This is a genomic window from Streptomyces sp. NPDC104096 (genome assembly GCF_055584385.1).
Genome location: NZ_JBVJMD010000067.1, coordinates 22,774 through 37,174, shown reverse-complemented (window position 1 = coordinate 37,174; position 14,401 = coordinate 22,774). Strand labels below are relative to the sequence as shown.

General features: G+C 71.1%; 12 protein-coding genes. 9 read left to right on the top strand and 3 right to left on the bottom strand.

The window, feature by feature from the left end; genetic code table 11:
• The first annotated feature begins 388 nt into the window (after nucleotides 1-388).
• The 7 genes from ACZ60B_RS37685 to ACZ60B_RS37655 all read left to right on the top strand — a co-directional run bounded on the left by ACZ60B_RS37685 (nucleotide 389) and on the right by ACZ60B_RS37655 (nucleotide 10,381).
• The gene (locus ACZ60B_RS37685; RefSeq protein WP_469395353.1) at nucleotides 389-1,705 is read left to right on the top strand and encodes an ABC transporter substrate-binding protein; all 1,317 of its coding nucleotides are present in this window, start codon (nucleotides 389-391) and stop codon (nucleotides 1,703-1,705) included.
• A gap of 9 nt (nucleotides 1,706-1,714) precedes the next feature.
• A complete protein-coding gene (locus ACZ60B_RS37680) occupies nucleotides 1,715-2,713 on the top strand; it encodes a carbohydrate ABC transporter permease (RefSeq protein WP_469395351.1) in 999 nt (332 codons plus the stop codon).
• 7 nt (nucleotides 2,714-2,720) lie between these two features.
• Nucleotides 2,721-3,560, top strand: coding sequence for a carbohydrate ABC transporter permease (locus ACZ60B_RS37675; protein WP_469395359.1), 840 nt, complete (start codon nucleotides 2,721-2,723; stop codon nucleotides 3,558-3,560).
• Nucleotides 3,561-3,667: 107 nt separating this feature from the next.
• Nucleotides 3,668-5,032 (top strand): GH1 family beta-glucosidase, encoded by a 1,365-nt coding sequence (locus ACZ60B_RS37670; protein WP_469395349.1) that lies wholly within the window; start codon nucleotides 3,668-3,670, stop codon nucleotides 5,030-5,032.
• A gap of 231 nt (nucleotides 5,033-5,263) precedes the next feature.
• On the top strand, nucleotides 5,264-7,117 hold the full coding sequence (locus ACZ60B_RS37665) for a discoidin domain-containing protein (RefSeq protein ID WP_469395358.1): 1,854 nt from the start codon (nucleotides 5,264-5,266) through the stop codon (nucleotides 7,115-7,117).
• 278 nt (nucleotides 7,118-7,395) lie between these two features.
• Nucleotides 7,396-9,717, top strand: coding sequence for a serine/threonine-protein kinase (locus tag ACZ60B_RS37660; protein ID WP_469395346.1), 2,322 nt, complete (start codon nucleotides 7,396-7,398; stop codon nucleotides 9,715-9,717).
• Between the two features lie 220 nt (nucleotides 9,718-9,937).
• Nucleotides 9,938-10,381: an amidase gene (locus ACZ60B_RS37655; RefSeq protein ID WP_469395344.1), complete on the top strand. Its 444-nt coding sequence runs from the start codon at nucleotides 9,938-9,940 to the stop codon at nucleotides 10,379-10,381.
• Between the two features lie 49 nt (nucleotides 10,382-10,430).
• Here ACZ60B_RS37655 and ACZ60B_RS37650 read toward each other — a convergent pair whose 3' ends face one another.
• From ACZ60B_RS37650 to ACZ60B_RS37640, 3 genes are read right to left on the bottom strand one after another with little or no spacing between them, the layout of a single operon-like run.
• Complete coding sequence (locus tag ACZ60B_RS37650; RefSeq protein ID WP_469395342.1) at nucleotides 10,431-11,186, bottom strand: amino acid ABC transporter ATP-binding protein; 756 nt, start codon at nucleotides 11,184-11,186, stop codon at nucleotides 10,431-10,433.
• A complete protein-coding gene (locus ACZ60B_RS37645) occupies nucleotides 11,183-12,118 on the bottom strand; it encodes an amino acid ABC transporter permease (protein WP_469395340.1) in 936 nt (311 codons plus the stop codon). The genes ACZ60B_RS37650 and ACZ60B_RS37645 overlap by 4 nt, the downstream gene beginning before the upstream one ends.
• A complete protein-coding gene (locus tag ACZ60B_RS37640) occupies nucleotides 12,115-12,999 on the bottom strand; it encodes an ABC transporter substrate-binding protein (RefSeq protein WP_469395338.1) in 885 nt (294 codons plus the stop codon). The genes ACZ60B_RS37645 and ACZ60B_RS37640 overlap by 4 nt, the downstream gene beginning before the upstream one ends.
• Before the next feature lie 158 nt (nucleotides 13,000-13,157).
• Here ACZ60B_RS37640 and ACZ60B_RS37635 point away from each other — a divergent pair, with 158 nt between their 5' ends.
• Both ACZ60B_RS37635 and ACZ60B_RS37630 read left to right on the top strand, forming a co-directional pair.
• Nucleotides 13,158-13,316: an alpha/beta fold hydrolase gene (locus ACZ60B_RS37635; RefSeq protein ID WP_469395336.1), complete on the top strand. Its 159-nt coding sequence runs from the start codon at nucleotides 13,158-13,160 to the stop codon at nucleotides 13,314-13,316.
• A 246-nt stretch (nucleotides 13,317-13,562) separates the two neighbouring features.
• Entirely contained in the window at nucleotides 13,563-14,384 is an 822-nt protein-coding gene (locus ACZ60B_RS37630) for an SAM-dependent methyltransferase (RefSeq protein WP_469395335.1), read from the top strand.
• Nucleotides 14,385-14,401: the final 17 nt, after the last annotated feature.

Genomic DNA, 14,401 nt, shown 5'->3' with positions numbered 1-14,401 from the left:
GGAGTGGCGCAGTGGGGGGGTGTGGGGTGCGTGGGGGGGGGCCGGGGCGCCCCCGCCCCCGCCCCGGTGCCGCGGGCCCCCCCCCCGCCCCGGTCCGGCTGCTGTCCGGGGTGCCCCGGGACCCGTCGAAACACAACCGTTGCACAACACCCCCGCGGCGGTTCCCGTGCAGGTCACAGCCTGTGCGGCCGCTGTGCACAGCGGCCCGGCGCCGTGGTTCGGGCCGGTGCCGCACCGGGAGACCCTGCCGGATGTCTTGACGCGTTCTTCTTCCGAGGTTTAACTCACGTCGTAAATTAAGCCATGAGGGGCTTCGGGAGTCGAACGGGGTGTCACTTCCGCGGCCTGCCTCGGGGTTCACGACTCCAGGAAAGGGACACCAGGAGCCATGCGCAGCATCCGAGCCGCGGCCGTCGGCGCCGTCACCATGTCACTCGCTCTCGCCGCCACGGCCTGCGGAGGCGGATCGGCGACCGGCGGCGGGTCGAACGACTCGCCGAAGACGCTCACCTACTGGGCCTCCAACCAGGGCGCCAGCATCGAGGTCGACAAGAAGGTCCTCCAGCCCGAACTCGACAAGTTCGAGAAGCAGACCGGGATCAAGGTCAAGCTGGAGGTGGTCCCCTGGTCCGACCTGCTGAACCGGATCCTCACCGCCACCACCTCCGGCCAGGGCCCCGACGTCCTCAACATAGGCAACACCTGGAGCGCCTCGCTCCAGGCCACCGGGGCGCTGCTGCCGTGGGACGCGAAGCAGTTCGCCGCGATCGGCGGCAAGGACCGCTTCGTCGCCTCCGCGCTCGGCTCGACCGGCGCCGAGGGCAAGGACCCGGCCGCGGTGCCGCTGTACTCGATGGCGTACGCGCTCTACTACAACAAGAAGATGTTCGCCGACGCCGGCATCGCCAACCCGCCGGCCACCTGGGCCGAGCTGATCGCCGACGGCAAGAAGCTGTCCAAGGGCGGCAAGTGGGGCCTGGGCGCCGAGGGTTCGAACCCGTCCGAGAACATCCACCACGTCTTCGTCTTCGCCAAGCAGCACGGTGCCGACTTCTTCACCGCCGACGGCAAGCCCGACTTCACCAACGACGGCGTGGTCAGCGCGGTCCAGCAGTACGTCGGCCTGATGGCGTCCGACAAGATCATCGCGCCGGGCAACGCCGAGTACGCGCAGAACCAGTCCGTCAGCGACTTCGCCAAGGGCAAGAACGCGATGCTGCTGTGGCAGTCCGCGTCCGCCAACCTCAAGTCCCAGGGCATGAACGAGGCCGACTACGGCATCGCCCCGGTGCCCGTGCAGTCCGGCACCCCCGGCACCGGCACGAACGTCAACTCCATGGTCGCCGGCATCAACATGGCGGTCTTCAAGAACACCCACAACCTCGACGGCGCCACCGAGTTCGTGAAGTTCATGACGAGCGACGCCGAGCAGAAGCTCCTCAACACCGCGTACAGCTCCATCCCGCCGGTCGCCGCCGCGCAGGCGGACACCGCCTTCAACACCCCGTCCAACGCGGTCCTGAAGGACACGCTCGCCAAGAGCGCCGCCGCGCTGCCGCAGGTCGCCGACGAGTCCCAGTTCGAGACGGCCGTCGGCACGGCCGTCAAGGAACTGTTCGCGGACGCGGCCGCCGGACGGGCGGTCACCGCCGAGTCGGTGAAGGCGAAGCTCGAGAAGGCCCAGCAGCAGATGCCGACCAAGTAAGTGAGCACCATGACCACCACTGTCTCCACGGAGGCCGGGGGGCGGACGGTGCGCAAGGACGCCCCCGGTGCGGCGCGCGGCTCCCGCCGCCGCACCGGGCGGCTCCGGCGCGCCGGACTCCCGTACTTCCTGCTTCTGCCGGCGCTGATCCTCGAACTCCTGGTCCATCTGGTGCCGATGGTGATCGGCATCGTGATGAGCTTCAAGGAGCTCACCCAGTTCTTCATCCGGGACTGGAGCACCGCGCCGTGGGCCGGCCTGGACAACTACTCGGTGTCGGTGGACTTCGACGCACCCGTCGGCGAGGCCCTGCTCCACTCCTTCCTGGTCACCGTCGCCTTCACGCTGCTGTCCGTCGGCCTGTGCTGGCTGATCGGCACGGCGGCGGCGATCTGCATGCAGGACGCCTTCCGCGGCCGCGGTCTGCTGCGCGCCCTGTTCCTCGTGCCGTACGCCCTGCCGGTCTACGCGGCCGTCATCACCTGGGTGTTCATGTTCCAGCACGACAACGGCCTGGTGAACCACGTCCTGCACGACCAGCTGCACCTCACCGACGAGCCGTCCTTCTGGCTGATCGGCGACAACAGCTTCTACGCCCTGCTCACCGTGTCCGTGTGGAAGGGCTGGCCGTTCGCCTTCCTGATCGTGATGGCCGGCCTCCAGAACATCCCCCGGGAGCTGTACGAGGCGGCCGCCCTCGACGGCGCCGGAGTCTGGAAGCAGATCCGCCACATCACCCTGCCGTCGCTGAGCGCGGTCAACCAGGTGCTGGTCCTGGTGCTGTTCCTGTGGACGTTCAACGACTTCAACACGCCGTACGTCCTGTTCGGCAGGACCGCCCCCGCGGCCGCGGACCTCATCTCGGTCCACATCTACCAGGCCTCCTTCGTCACCTGGAACTTCGGCACCGGTTCGGCGATGTCCGTCCTGCTGCTGCTCTTCCTGCTCCTCGTCACCGGCGTGTACCTCGCCGTCACGTCCCGCGGACGGAGGACCCCCCGTGTCTGACTCGCCCATGGCGCAGCCGAGTTCGTTCGTATGGACCCGGCGGGTCTTCCTCACCCTGCTCACCGGGTTCGTGCTGGTGCCGGTCTACGTGATGATCTCCAGCTCGCTGAAGCCGCTCGCGGACGTCAGCGGCAAGTTCCGCTGGGTGCCGAGCGGTCTGACGGTCCGCCCCTACATCGACATCTGGTCGACCGTCCCGCTCGCCCGGTACTTCGTGAACTCGCTGATCGTGGCGGGCGCGGCCACGGTCTGCTCGGTGGCGATCGCGGTGTTCTCCGCTTATGCGGTCAGCCGCTACGAGTTCCGCGGCAAGCGCGTGTTCACGGTGACCGTGCTGTCGACGCAGATGTTCCCCGGCATCCTCTTCCTGCTGCCGCTGTTCCTGCTCTACGTCAACATCGGCAACGCCACCGGCATCGCCCTGTTCGGCTCGCGCGGCGGCCTGATCCTCACGTACCTCACCTTCTCCCTCCCGTTCTCGATCTGGATGCTGATCGGGTACTTCGACTCGGTGCCGCGCGAACTCGACGAGGCGGCCCTGGTGGACGGCTGCGGCCCGCTCGGCGCGCTGTTCCGGGTCGTGGTCCCGGCCGCGATCCCCGGCATCGTCGCGGTCGCCGTCTACGCCTTCATGACCGCCTGGGGCGAGGTGCTGTTCGCGTCGGTGATGACCAACGACACCACCCGCACCCTCGCGGTCGGCCTCCAGGGCTACTCCACGCTCAACGACGTGTACTGGAACCAGATCATGGCCGCCTCGCTGGTCGTCAGCGTGCCCGTGGTGGCCGGCTTCCTGCTGCTCCAGCGCTATCTCGTGGCCGGCCTCACCGCCGGAGCGGTCAAGTGACCGACGCCGCGAAGGCCGCCGGTCGTACGGCTGCCGGTCGTACGGCCGCCGGCCGGGCGGTCGCCGGTGAAGCGCCGACCAATCCCCCTATTCCTGAGAGGGCTTCAGTGTCCGAACGTATCGACCTCGCCGCACTCCCGCACGACTTCCTGTGGGGCACGGCCACATCGGCGTACCAGATCGAGGGAGCCGTGGCGGAGGACGGCCGTTCCCCGTCGATCTGGGACACCTTCTCGCACACCCCCGGCAAGATCGACAACGACGACCACGGCGACGTCGCCTGCGACCACTACCACCGCTGGCGCGAGGACATCGGCCTGATGCGCCGGCTCGGCACCAACGCCTACCGGCTGTCCGTCGCCTGGCCGCGCGTCGTGCCGGGCGGCGACGGCCCGGTCAACCCCAAGGGCCTCGCCTTCTACGACGAGTTGGTCGACGGACTGCTGGAGGCGGGCATCACGCCCTCCGTCACCCTCTACCACTGGGACCTGCCGCAGGCGCTCCAGGACCGCGGCGGCTGGCCCGAGCGCGAGACGGCGGAGCACTTCGCGGCGTACGCCTCGGTCGTCGCCGAACGCCTCGGTGACCGCGTCACCCACTGGACCACCCTCAACGAGCCCCTCTGCTCGGCCTGGATCGGCCATCTGGAGGGCAAGATGGCCCCCGGTCTCACCGACCTGACGGCCGCCGTCCGCGCCTCCTACCACCTCCTCCTCGGCCACGGCCTCGCCGCCCAGGCGATCCGTGCGGCCGCTTCGGACGCCGAGGTCGGCATCGTCAACAACCTCTCCACCGTCCACGCGGCGAGCGACCGCCCCGAGGACCTCGCCGCCGCCCGACGCATGGACGGCCACACCAACCGCTGGTGGCTGGACCCGGTGCACGGCCGCGGCTTCCCGGCCGACATGCGCGAGGTCTACGGCGTCGAACTCCCGGAGAAGCCGGGTGACATGGAGACGATCGCGGCCCCGCTCGACTGGCTCGGCCTGAACTACTACTTCCCGGCCACCGTCGCCGACGATCCCGAAGGACCGGCCCCGCGGGCCCTCTCGGTCCGCAAGCCCGACGTCCCGCGCACCGGCATGGACTGGGAGATCGACGCGAGCGGCATCGAGACGCTGCTGCTGCGCCTCACCCACGAGTACGCCCCGCGCAAGCTGTACGTCACGGAGAACGGCTCGTCCTTCCCCGACGTCGTACGCCCCGACGGCACCGTCGACGACCCGGAGCGCCAGGACTACCTGATCCGGCACCTCGCCGCCTGCGCGTCCGCAGCCCGCAAGGGCGCCCCGCTGGCCGGCTACTTCGCCTGGTCGCTGCTGGACAACTTCGAGTGGGCGTACGGCTACGACAAGCGCTTCGGCCTCGTCCACGTCGACTACCGCACCCAGGAACGCACGATCAAGGGCACCGGCCACCGCTACGCGGACATCGTCCGCACGCACCGCGGCCGGTCGAGCCGGGCCGCCTGAGGCCCGCCCGAAACCCCTGCGGTGGGCGTGGGCGCGGGAGCCCGCGCCCACCGCGGGACCCAGGCACCACTCGCGGGAGTGATCACCCGCGACGAACCATCCACAGAAATGTCAGGTACATGTCATGAAGATCCGACCGAGGAGAGCCGCATGCCATCCACGCCCCGCCGCACGACCCGCACCCCCGGCACGACTCGCACCCTCCGCACGACCCGCACCCCGCGCACCCTCATGACGGCCCTCGCCGCGCTGGCACTGCTGTCCGCCGGCCCGGCCTTCGTCACACCGGCCGCCGCCGAGCCCGCCGCTGCGGCGACCGCCTGGGACACCGACCGCGCCGCCGCGGCCTACGCCCTGAACCCGGCCGCCGTCACCGCCTCCGGCAGCGAGAACGGCGGCACCACCCCGGGCCTCGCCTTCGACGGCAACGGCGGCACCCGATGGTCCAGCAACTTCGCCGACGACGCCTGGATCCGCCTCGACCTGGGCACCACGATCCGGATCGACCGCGTCACCCTCGACTGGGAGGCCGCCTACGGAAAGCGCTACGTCCTGGAGGTGTCGAGGAACGGCACCGACTGGACCCCCTTCTACACAGAGACCGCCGGTACCGGCGGCTCGCTCACCGCGCACACCTACCCCCAGGAGGCGACCGGCCGCTACGTCCGTCTGCGCGGCCTGGAACGCGCCACGCCGTACGGCTACTCCCTCTACGCCTTCAAGGTGTACGGCGGCGAACCCGCGCCCGCGTCGACGACCCGCGCCAACCTGGCCCTGAACCACCCGGCCTACTCGAACTTCTACCAACACGCCGGGAACTCACCGGCGTTCCTCACGGACGGCGGCTGGCCGGCCGATCTGAAGGGCGACGCGACCCGCTGGTCGAGCGACTGGAACGCCGACCGCTGGGTCTCGGTCGACCTCGGCGCCACCTCGACGATCTCCTCCGTGGACCTGTACTGGGAGGCGGCCTACGCCGTCGACTACCGACTCCAGGTCTCCGACGACAACCGCACCTGGCGCACGGTCTACCAGCCGTCCGCCGCCGACGTCGCCACCCGCCGCGCCAACGTCAAGTCGCCGTCCGAGGCGACGGGCCTGCACGACACCGTGGCCCTCCCGTCCCCGGCCACCGGCCGCTACGTCCGGATGCTCGGCACGGAACGCCGCTCCTTCTACAACCCGGCCCCCTACACCGCCCAGTTCGGCTACTCCCTCTACGAGTTCCAGGTCTGGGGCACCGGCGGCAGCGCCTCCGCCGCCTACCCGGCCCTCCCCGCCGACCAGTCGGGCACCTACCGCACCACGTTCTTCGACGACTTCACCGGCACGGCCCTCGACCGCTCCAAGTGGCGGGTCGTACGCACCGGAACGGAGATGGGCCCGGTCAACGGCGAGTCACAGGCGTACGTCGACTCCACGGACAACATCCGCACCGAGAACGGCAGCCTGGTCCTCAGGTCCAAGTACTGCAAGGGCTGCACCCGAGCGGGCGGCGGCACCTACGACTTCACCTCCGGCCGCGTCGACACCAACACCAGGTTCGACTTCACGTACGGCCGGGTCAGCGCCCGGATGAAACTCCCGGTCGGCGACGGCTTCTGGCCCGCCTTCTGGCTGCTCGGCAGCAACGTCGACGACCCGTCCGTCTCCTGGCCCGCCTCCGGCGAGACCGACATCATGGAGAACATCGGCTACGCCGACTGGACGAGCTCCGCCCTGCACGGCCCCGGCTACTCGGCCGACGGCAACATCGGCGCCCGCCAGACCTACCCGAACGGCGGCCGCGCCGACCAGTGGCACACGTACGCCGTCGAATGGACCCCGACGGCGATGCGCTTCTCCGTCGACGACCGCCCGGTCCAGGAGACCACCCGCAACAAGGTCGAGTCGACGCGCGGCCAGTGGGTCTACGACCACAACCAGTACGTCATCCTCAACCTGGCCCTCGGCGGCGCCTACCCGGCCGGCTGGAACCAGGTCACCACCCCCTACTGGGGCCTGCCCCAGTCGAGCGTGGACCGCGTCGCGGCCGGGGGAGTGCAGGCGGAGGTGGACTGGGTGCGGGTGGAACAGAAGGGGTGACGGCCCACGGGCAGACGTGACGGCCCTGGGGGCTGTCGTGGACGAGGGCCCTTCGTCATCCCCCCGACCGGTCCGGTATTAAAGTGGCTGCGCCGATGAGGGGGGCTTCGTCCAGGCATACCCGGGTTCCCCCCTACGTCGGCTGCGCCGCGTCGGCCCGATCGGGGCCACGGGCGGGGGACGTCAGGGGGGCACATGACTCATCGGCGCGGTCTTCGGGGGCGGACACCGTCCGCCCCGCCTTCCGCGGTCGCGCACCGTGTCACGGAGGGCGGACGGTGCCGGTGAGTCTCCCCGCGCACATCGGCCCCTACCGGCCGACCCGGCACCTCGGCACCGGCGGCATGGGCGCGGTCTACTACGCGCCCGACCCCGACGGCGGAACCCCCCTCGCGGTCAAGGTCCTGCACCAGGACTTCGCCGCCGACCCCGCGCACCGGGCCCGGTTCCGCCGCGAGACCGCGATGCTCCGCAAGGTCACGGGCCCCTACCTCGTCCCGCTGATCGACGCCGACCCCGACGCGCCGCTGCCCTGGCTGGCGACCGCCTACGTCCGCGGCGACACCCTGCACCAGCACGTCCGGGACAGCGGCGCCATGGGCCCGGACAACCTGCTCACCTTCGCGGCGGCCGTCGCGCACGCCCTGGCGTGCATCCACGGCGCCGGCGTCGCCCATCGCGACCTCAAGCCGACGAACGTGCTCCTCGCGGCCGACGGCCCCCGTGTCGTGGACTTCGGCATCGCCCACCACCTCGACGCCACCGCGATCACCGCCACCTCCGTGACGACCGGCACGCCGGGCTGGATGGCCCCCGAGCAGCTGACCGCGGGGACGACCCTGCCGGCCTGCGACATCTTCGCCTGGGGGCTGCTGGTCGCCTACGCCGCCGCCGCGACCCATCCCTTCGGCACCCCCACGGGCATCACCCACCGCATCGTGAGCGCCGAGCCCTCCCTCACCGGCGTCCCCGACACCCTGCTGCCACTGGTCCGTGCGGCCCTGCGCAAGGAGCCGGAGCAGCGCCCGAGCGCGGCGGAACTCGCGGAGCGGACGGCGACGGCGTACGGGCCGACGGGCACGGCGGTCTTCCCGACCGTCTCCTACACGCGGTCCCTGGAGCGGACCATCGGGCAGGAGGACGGCGCCGACATCGACGGCGCGGCGCCCCTGGAGGGCGCGAGGTGGACCGTCCCCCTGCCCGCCGACCTTCCGGCGGACCAGGAGGAGACGCCGGACCACCCGGCGAACCCGACGGAAGCGACGAAGGAAGAACCGACGGACGCACCGACCGGAGAACCGGGAGAGGAGTCCGCGGAGCCGACCGGCACGGAGACCACCGTACGGCCCGCTCCTGCCGCTCCTGCCGCTCCTGCCGCTCCCGCGGCGGAGGCCGGGACGGAGGCCACCGCGCGGCCTGTTCCGCCGGTTCCCCTCGTGCCGCCCACCCCCACCCCCACCCCCACCCCTGCCCCCACCCCTGCCCCCGCCTCTGCCGTGGCCCCGGGCCCGTCACCGGTGCGTCGGCGTGCGCGACGCCGGGTCGTCGTCTGCACGCTGGCCACCGCCGCGGTCCTGGGCGCGGCCGCCGCGGGCATCGCGGCCGGCATGACCGCCGGTGACGAGGAGGACGGCGCTTCCGACCGACCCTCCGCCGTCGCCACCACGGCCGCACCGCGGCAGCCGGTCGCGGCCCCGACACCGTCCACGGCCACCCCCTCGGCGGACGAATCGCCGGTCGCCGAAGAGGCCGCCGTGGAGGAGAAGCCGGAACCGTTGGCCCTGTTCGGCGGCCTGCGGGTCACCGTTCCCGCCGACTCGGAGCTGACGGTGCGGGCGAGCGACGCGGACACGGACTCCGGCGCGGGCTGGGACACCACCACCGACGAAGAAGAGACGGCCGTCGCGACGAGCGCCTACTTCGACCTGCACGGCGACCCGGAGACCGGGGTGCGCATCCTGTACGCCCCCGCCCTGACCGCCGATCAGATACGTGAAGGACAAGCGGACTCCGGCGCCATGTGGTCGACCGAGAGCGAGGACGGCGTCACGTCCGCGGACGAGTCCGTGATCTCGGTGAAGGACCGCCCCCTGACCGGCATCGGCGGCAGGAAGGCCAAGAGCTGGACCTTCGGCACCGATGTCCTGCCCGACTACGACGGCTCGCGCAAGAAGAGCCATCGCGTGTGGTGGCTGCCGTACAGCAAGTACCTCGTCTACACCTACGGCACCCACGACAAGGCCGCGGACGCGGCGGTCGACGAGCTGATCGAGGGGATCGCCTTCGAGCACACCCAGATGCCGCGTGACTGCGCGGACGCCGTCGTGGCGCTCGACAGGACGGCCGCGAGCGGTGAGCAGTCCGACGACCACGGCGCCCTCGCCAACTGCCAGGAAGCCGCCGTGAACGGCGCCGACCAGCTGGACCCGGGGACGGTCGACACCGGGAGCGAGGCCGCGTGCGTCGCTCTGGCCGTGGCGTACAGCAGCGGCGCCGACTTCACGTACGACGAGGCCAAGACCTACAAGGAACTGCGCCCGTCGTGCGACGTCCCCGGAGCCGTCGCCCGACCCCGGCTGCCGGACTACCTGGGCCTCTGAGTCGTCGGGCCGGCCGGGACAGCGGGCACAGAAGAGTGCAGAAAACGTGCTGTCCCGTGCAGGTCGAGCCCGGACTCGGTCGCATCGTCAAGGACGGGCGGCGGGCTCACACGATCGGATGACAATGGGGTCGGCGGGCACGCGGGTGGGCCGCGGTCCGTTGGTTCGTGTGACGGGGAGCGTTCGGCGTTCCCCGCCGCCGACGACCACGGGGGGTCAGATGAGCCTTGAGTTCCAGCGCGACGACGACGGCACGCCCACCGCACACGACACCCAAGCCCCCGGCTTCCACCGCTTCGCCCTGGTGCACGACGAGTTCGGCGACGGCGCCTTCGGCCACGAGCGCTACGAGGGCCTGCGGCTGCACCCGCCGAGCGGCTGCGAACCGGTCGACTGGGGAGGCTTTGCCCTCAAGTGCGAGCGGCCGGGGCGGACCCTGCTGGAGGCCGTTTCCGACACCGTGATGGAGATCCGCCGCGCGCACGGGCTGGTGATGAACAGCCTCGGTGTGGAGGACCCCGGCGAATGGCTGGGCGACGACAAGGACGGTTACGGGGCGCAGATCGTCGCGCATCTGATGCTGATGGCCGCCCATCGCGCGGCCCTCCTCGGCTACGGGAGGAAGGACCTGGTGCGCCTCCTGGACGCGGCGGGGGCCGTGTAGGGCGATGACGAGGAGCACGCCCGCCGCCCCAGGGCGCTGTCGCGGACCCTCACAGGCGGCCCGCCTCCACGATCCGCCGCAGGAAGCGCTGCGTCCGGTCCTTCTGCGGGTCACCGAAGACCCGCTCGGCGGTGCCGCGCTCCAGCACCACGCCCGAGTCCAGGAAACAGACCTGGTCGGCGACCTCGCGGGCGAAGCCCATCTCGTGCGTCGCCAGCACCATGGTCATGCCGTCGGCCTTGAGGTCGCGCACGACGTTCAGCACCTCGCCGACCAGCTCCGGGTCGAGGGCCGCGGTGATCTCGTCGAGCAGCAGCAGCCGGGGCCGTACGGCGAGGGCGCGTGCGATCGCCACACGCTGCTGCTGGCCGCCGCTGAGCCGGTCCGGGTACTCATCCGCCTTCACGCCCAGCCCGAGCCGTTCCAGCAGCTCCCGGGCCCGTGCCTCGGCCTCGGCGCGGGGGACGCCGTGCACCCGGCGCGGGGCGAGTGTGATGTTCTCCAGCACGGTCATGTGCGGGAACAGGTTGTACGCCTGGAAGACCACGCCGATCCGGCGCCGTACCGCGTCCTGGTCGGCGCGCGGGTCGGTGATCTCCTCTCCGTCCAGCCAGATCGCGCCGTCGTCGATGTCCTCCAGGAGGTTGGCGCACCGCAGCAGCGTCGACTTGCCGGAGCCGGAGGCGCCGATCAGCGCGGTCACCGTGTGCGGGGCGACCTCCAGGTCGACGTCCCGCAGGATGACCGCGCCCCCGAAGGTCTTGCGGACGGACTCCATCCGCAGCACCGGAACGTCGTCGCTCATGTCGTTCCTCCTTGCGCCCGTCGACGGTCCATCCGGGCCGTCACCCAGTCCGTGAAGCGGGTCATCGGAATGGTCAGGGCGACGAACACCAGCCCGGCCACGATGTACGGCGTGTAGTTGAGGCTGCGGCCCACGACGATGTCCGCCGCGCGCACCGCGTCGACCGCGCCGCCGATCGACACCAGACCGGTGTCCTTCTGCAAGGACACCAGGTCGTTCAGCAGCGGTGGCACCTGGCGGCGCACCGCCTGCGGCAGCACCACGTACCGCAGCGCCTGCCGGTTCGACAGGCCCAGGGAGCGGGCCGCGGCGCGCTGGGAGGGGTGCACCGACTCGATGCCGGCGCGGAACACCTCGGCGACGTACGCCGAGTACGTCAGCGTCAGCGCCGTGCCGCCGAGGAGCACCGGGTCGACCGTGACGCCCTGGAGCCGCAGCGCCGGGACGCCCAGGACCACGATCATCAGGTTGATGATCAGCGGCAGCCCGCGGAAGAAGTCCGTGTAGGCGGCCGCCAGCACCCGCAGCGGGAAGAACACCGGGCCGCGCAGCGTGCGGGCCACGGCGATGAGCATGCCGAGGACCAGCACGGCGGCGCCGCAGACCAGCAGCAGCCGCAGGTTCAGCCAGAGGCCCTCCAGGACCTTGGGGAACGCCTCGCGCGCGTACTCCCCGCTGAAGAAGGTCTCCTTGGTGCGCGGCCAGCCGGGCGCGCCGATGACGAGCAGGTACAGGGCGGCCCCGGTGACCAGGGTCGAGAGGGCGGCGATCGCCGTGGCGCGGCGGGACCGGGCACGCCGGTACCGCTCGCGTTCGAGCCGGCGCTGCGACGGGACGTACGGGTCCGCCGCGCCGGACGGGCCGTCCGCGCCGCCCCCGTCGTCCTTGTCGTCCGTGCCGCCACGACCGGACTCGTCCTTGACGACGGTCACTTGAGCACCGGGGCGTCGACCGCGTCGGAGAGCCACCGCTGCTCGATCTTCGCCAGGGTGCCGTCCTTGCGAAGCGCGTCCACGGCGTCCGTCACGCAGGAGGTGAGCGCGCTGCCCTTGTCCAGCACCAGGCCGAACTGCTCCGGGGCGCCGCCCCGGTTCTCGAACTGGCCGACGATCTCGGCGTCGGTCACCTCGGTGGCGGTGATGTAGAACGCGGTCGGCAGGTCGACCACGATCGCGTCGACCTGACCATTCTTCAGCGCCGACTTGGCCTGGTCGTTCTTGCCGTAGACGGCGGTGTCCCGGCTCGGCTTCACGACGTCCTCGATGTAGTCGAGGCTCGTCGTGCCCACCTGGGCGCCCAGCTTGAGGCGCTTGAGGTCCGCGACGCCCGTAGCCTTCGAGGCCGGGGAGCCCTTCAGCGCGATGACGGCCTGGCGTACGTCGTAGTAGCCGGACGAGAAGTCCACGGCCTTCTTGCGTTCGTCGCTGATGGAGACCTGGTTGATGTCGAAGTCGAAGGTCTTCTCACCCGGTGCGAAGGCCTTGTTGAACGGAACGCGCTCCCAGGCCACGGCGTCCTCGCCGTACCCCAGCTTCTTCGCCACGGCGTACGCGACGGCCGACTCGAAGCCCTCGCCGTCGGACGGGTCGTCGTTCTTGAACCACGGCTCGTAGGCGGGCTGGTCGGTGGCGATCGTCAGCTTGCCGGAGGTCTTCGTGGCGAGCTCGCCGTCGGCGCACGAAGAGCCGGTCGAGCCGGAGGGCTTGGCGGACGGGTCGGCCTCGGGCTGCGGGGCGCAGCCGACAGCGGTCGCGAGCAGGGCGACGGTGGCGCCGGCGAGGACGCGGCGCAGAACACGAGGGGTGAGAGACATGGCGGGAGGGTGGCAGCGATCTCCCCGGTTTGTCGAGGGCATTCCGTGATAATCCGCATGGTGGGAACAGGTGTTGCAATCTCGTGAACATGTGGGCGAGGGCAGCCGGGCCGCGGGTCGAGGGCGGGGGAACGAGAACCGGCGGCGGGGAGGCGGATGTGGCCGGGCCGCCGGCTGCCCTGCGGGGGTACACGAAGCTCTTCCCGTCAGTGCAGTTCGTCACCCAGCGGGGTTCCGGCCACTATCCGTGGCGCGACGACCCCGACCGATTCACCTCGACGGTCTCCGCGTTCCTGAACCCGGCCGATTCGATCTGATCCTGCCCGGCATGGCCGCCCTCGGCTGCGACTCTCCGGTTCCAGCAGGCGGCGCCGGGAGACGACGCCCAACGGGGCAACGGCCGAACTCGGCTCAGAATCGACCCAACTCACCGTCCCGGTAAGGGTTTTCTGGTCACTCCGTACTTCAGTCGCCTACGGTGATGCCGTCGGGCGGCCGTTCCGGTGCGGCGGCCGGCACGGATACGGGGCGAGGACCCGTCATACACAGTCGAGGAGAAAACGGTGTCGGTCGAGTCGGCCTCGGGGCTGGTACCCATCGATTCCAGCAGGCCGCACCCGGCCCGTATGTACGACTACTACCTGGGCGGCAAGGACCACTACGTGGTGGACGCCGAGGCGGCCGAGCAGGTGCTCGAACACACCCCGGACGCCCGCAGCTTCGCCCTCGCCAACCGGCTGTTCATGCACCGGGCCGTGCGGACGCTCGCCCGTGATCACGGGGTGCGGCAGTTCCTCGACATAGGCACCGGTGTGCCGACCGAGCCGAACCTGCACCAGGTCGCACAGGCCGAGGCCGCGGAGTGCCGGGTGTTCTACGCCGACAACGACCCGATCGTGCTGGCCCACGCGCGGGCCCTGCTGCGCGGAACCCCCGAGGGCCGCATCGCCTATGTGCAAGCGGACGTGCGGGAGCCGAAGTCCATCCTGGAGTCCTACGAGGCCCGGGCCACGCTCGACTTCGACCGGCCGATCGCGCTGAGCCTGTGCGCCCTGATGCACTTCGTGCCGGACGAGCACGGCGCGTACGAGGTGGTGCAGGAACTGGTCGACGCGCTGCCGTCCGGCAGCTTCCTCGTCCTCAGCCACGGCACCACCGACTTCGACCCGGAGGGCATGGCCCGTACCCAGGACGTGTACGTCCGTGCGGGCATCCCGATCCAACTGCGCTCCAGGGTCCGGACAGCCCGCTTCTTCGCCGGGCTGGACCTGCTGTCGCCGGGGCTGGCCGTGACGCATCGCTGGCACCCGGAGCCGGACCAGCCGCTGGCCGACCTCACCGACGCCCAGGCCGGCTGCTACGGCGGGGTGGCCCGCAAGCCGTGACCTCACCGCCCAGTCGC

Excerpts from the sequence above, each read along its gene's own strand:
- ACZ60B_RS37685 (WP_469395353.1), top strand. The coding sequence starts at position 389 with ATGCGCAGCATCCGAGCCGCGGCCGTCGGCGCCGTCACCATGTCACTC.
- ACZ60B_RS37680 (WP_469395351.1), top strand. The coding sequence starts at position 1,715 with ATGACCACCACTGTCTCCACGGAGGCCGGGGGGCGGACGGTGCGCAAG.
- ACZ60B_RS37675 (WP_469395359.1), top strand. The coding sequence starts at position 2,721 with ATGGCGCAGCCGAGTTCGTTCGTATGGACCCGGCGGGTCTTCCTCACC.
- ACZ60B_RS37665 (WP_469395358.1), top strand. The coding sequence starts at position 5,264 with ATGACGGCCCTCGCCGCGCTGGCACTGCTGTCCGCCGGCCCGGCCTTC.
- ACZ60B_RS37655 (WP_469395344.1), top strand. The coding sequence starts at position 9,938 with ATGAGCCTTGAGTTCCAGCGCGACGACGACGGCACGCCCACCGCACAC.
- ACZ60B_RS37650 (WP_469395342.1), bottom strand. The coding sequence starts at position 11,186 with ATGAGCGACGACGTTCCGGTGCTGCGGATGGAGTCCGTCCGCAAGACC.
- ACZ60B_RS37640 (WP_469395338.1), bottom strand. The coding sequence starts at position 12,999 with ATGTCTCTCACCCCTCGTGTTCTGCGCCGCGTCCTCGCCGGCGCCACC.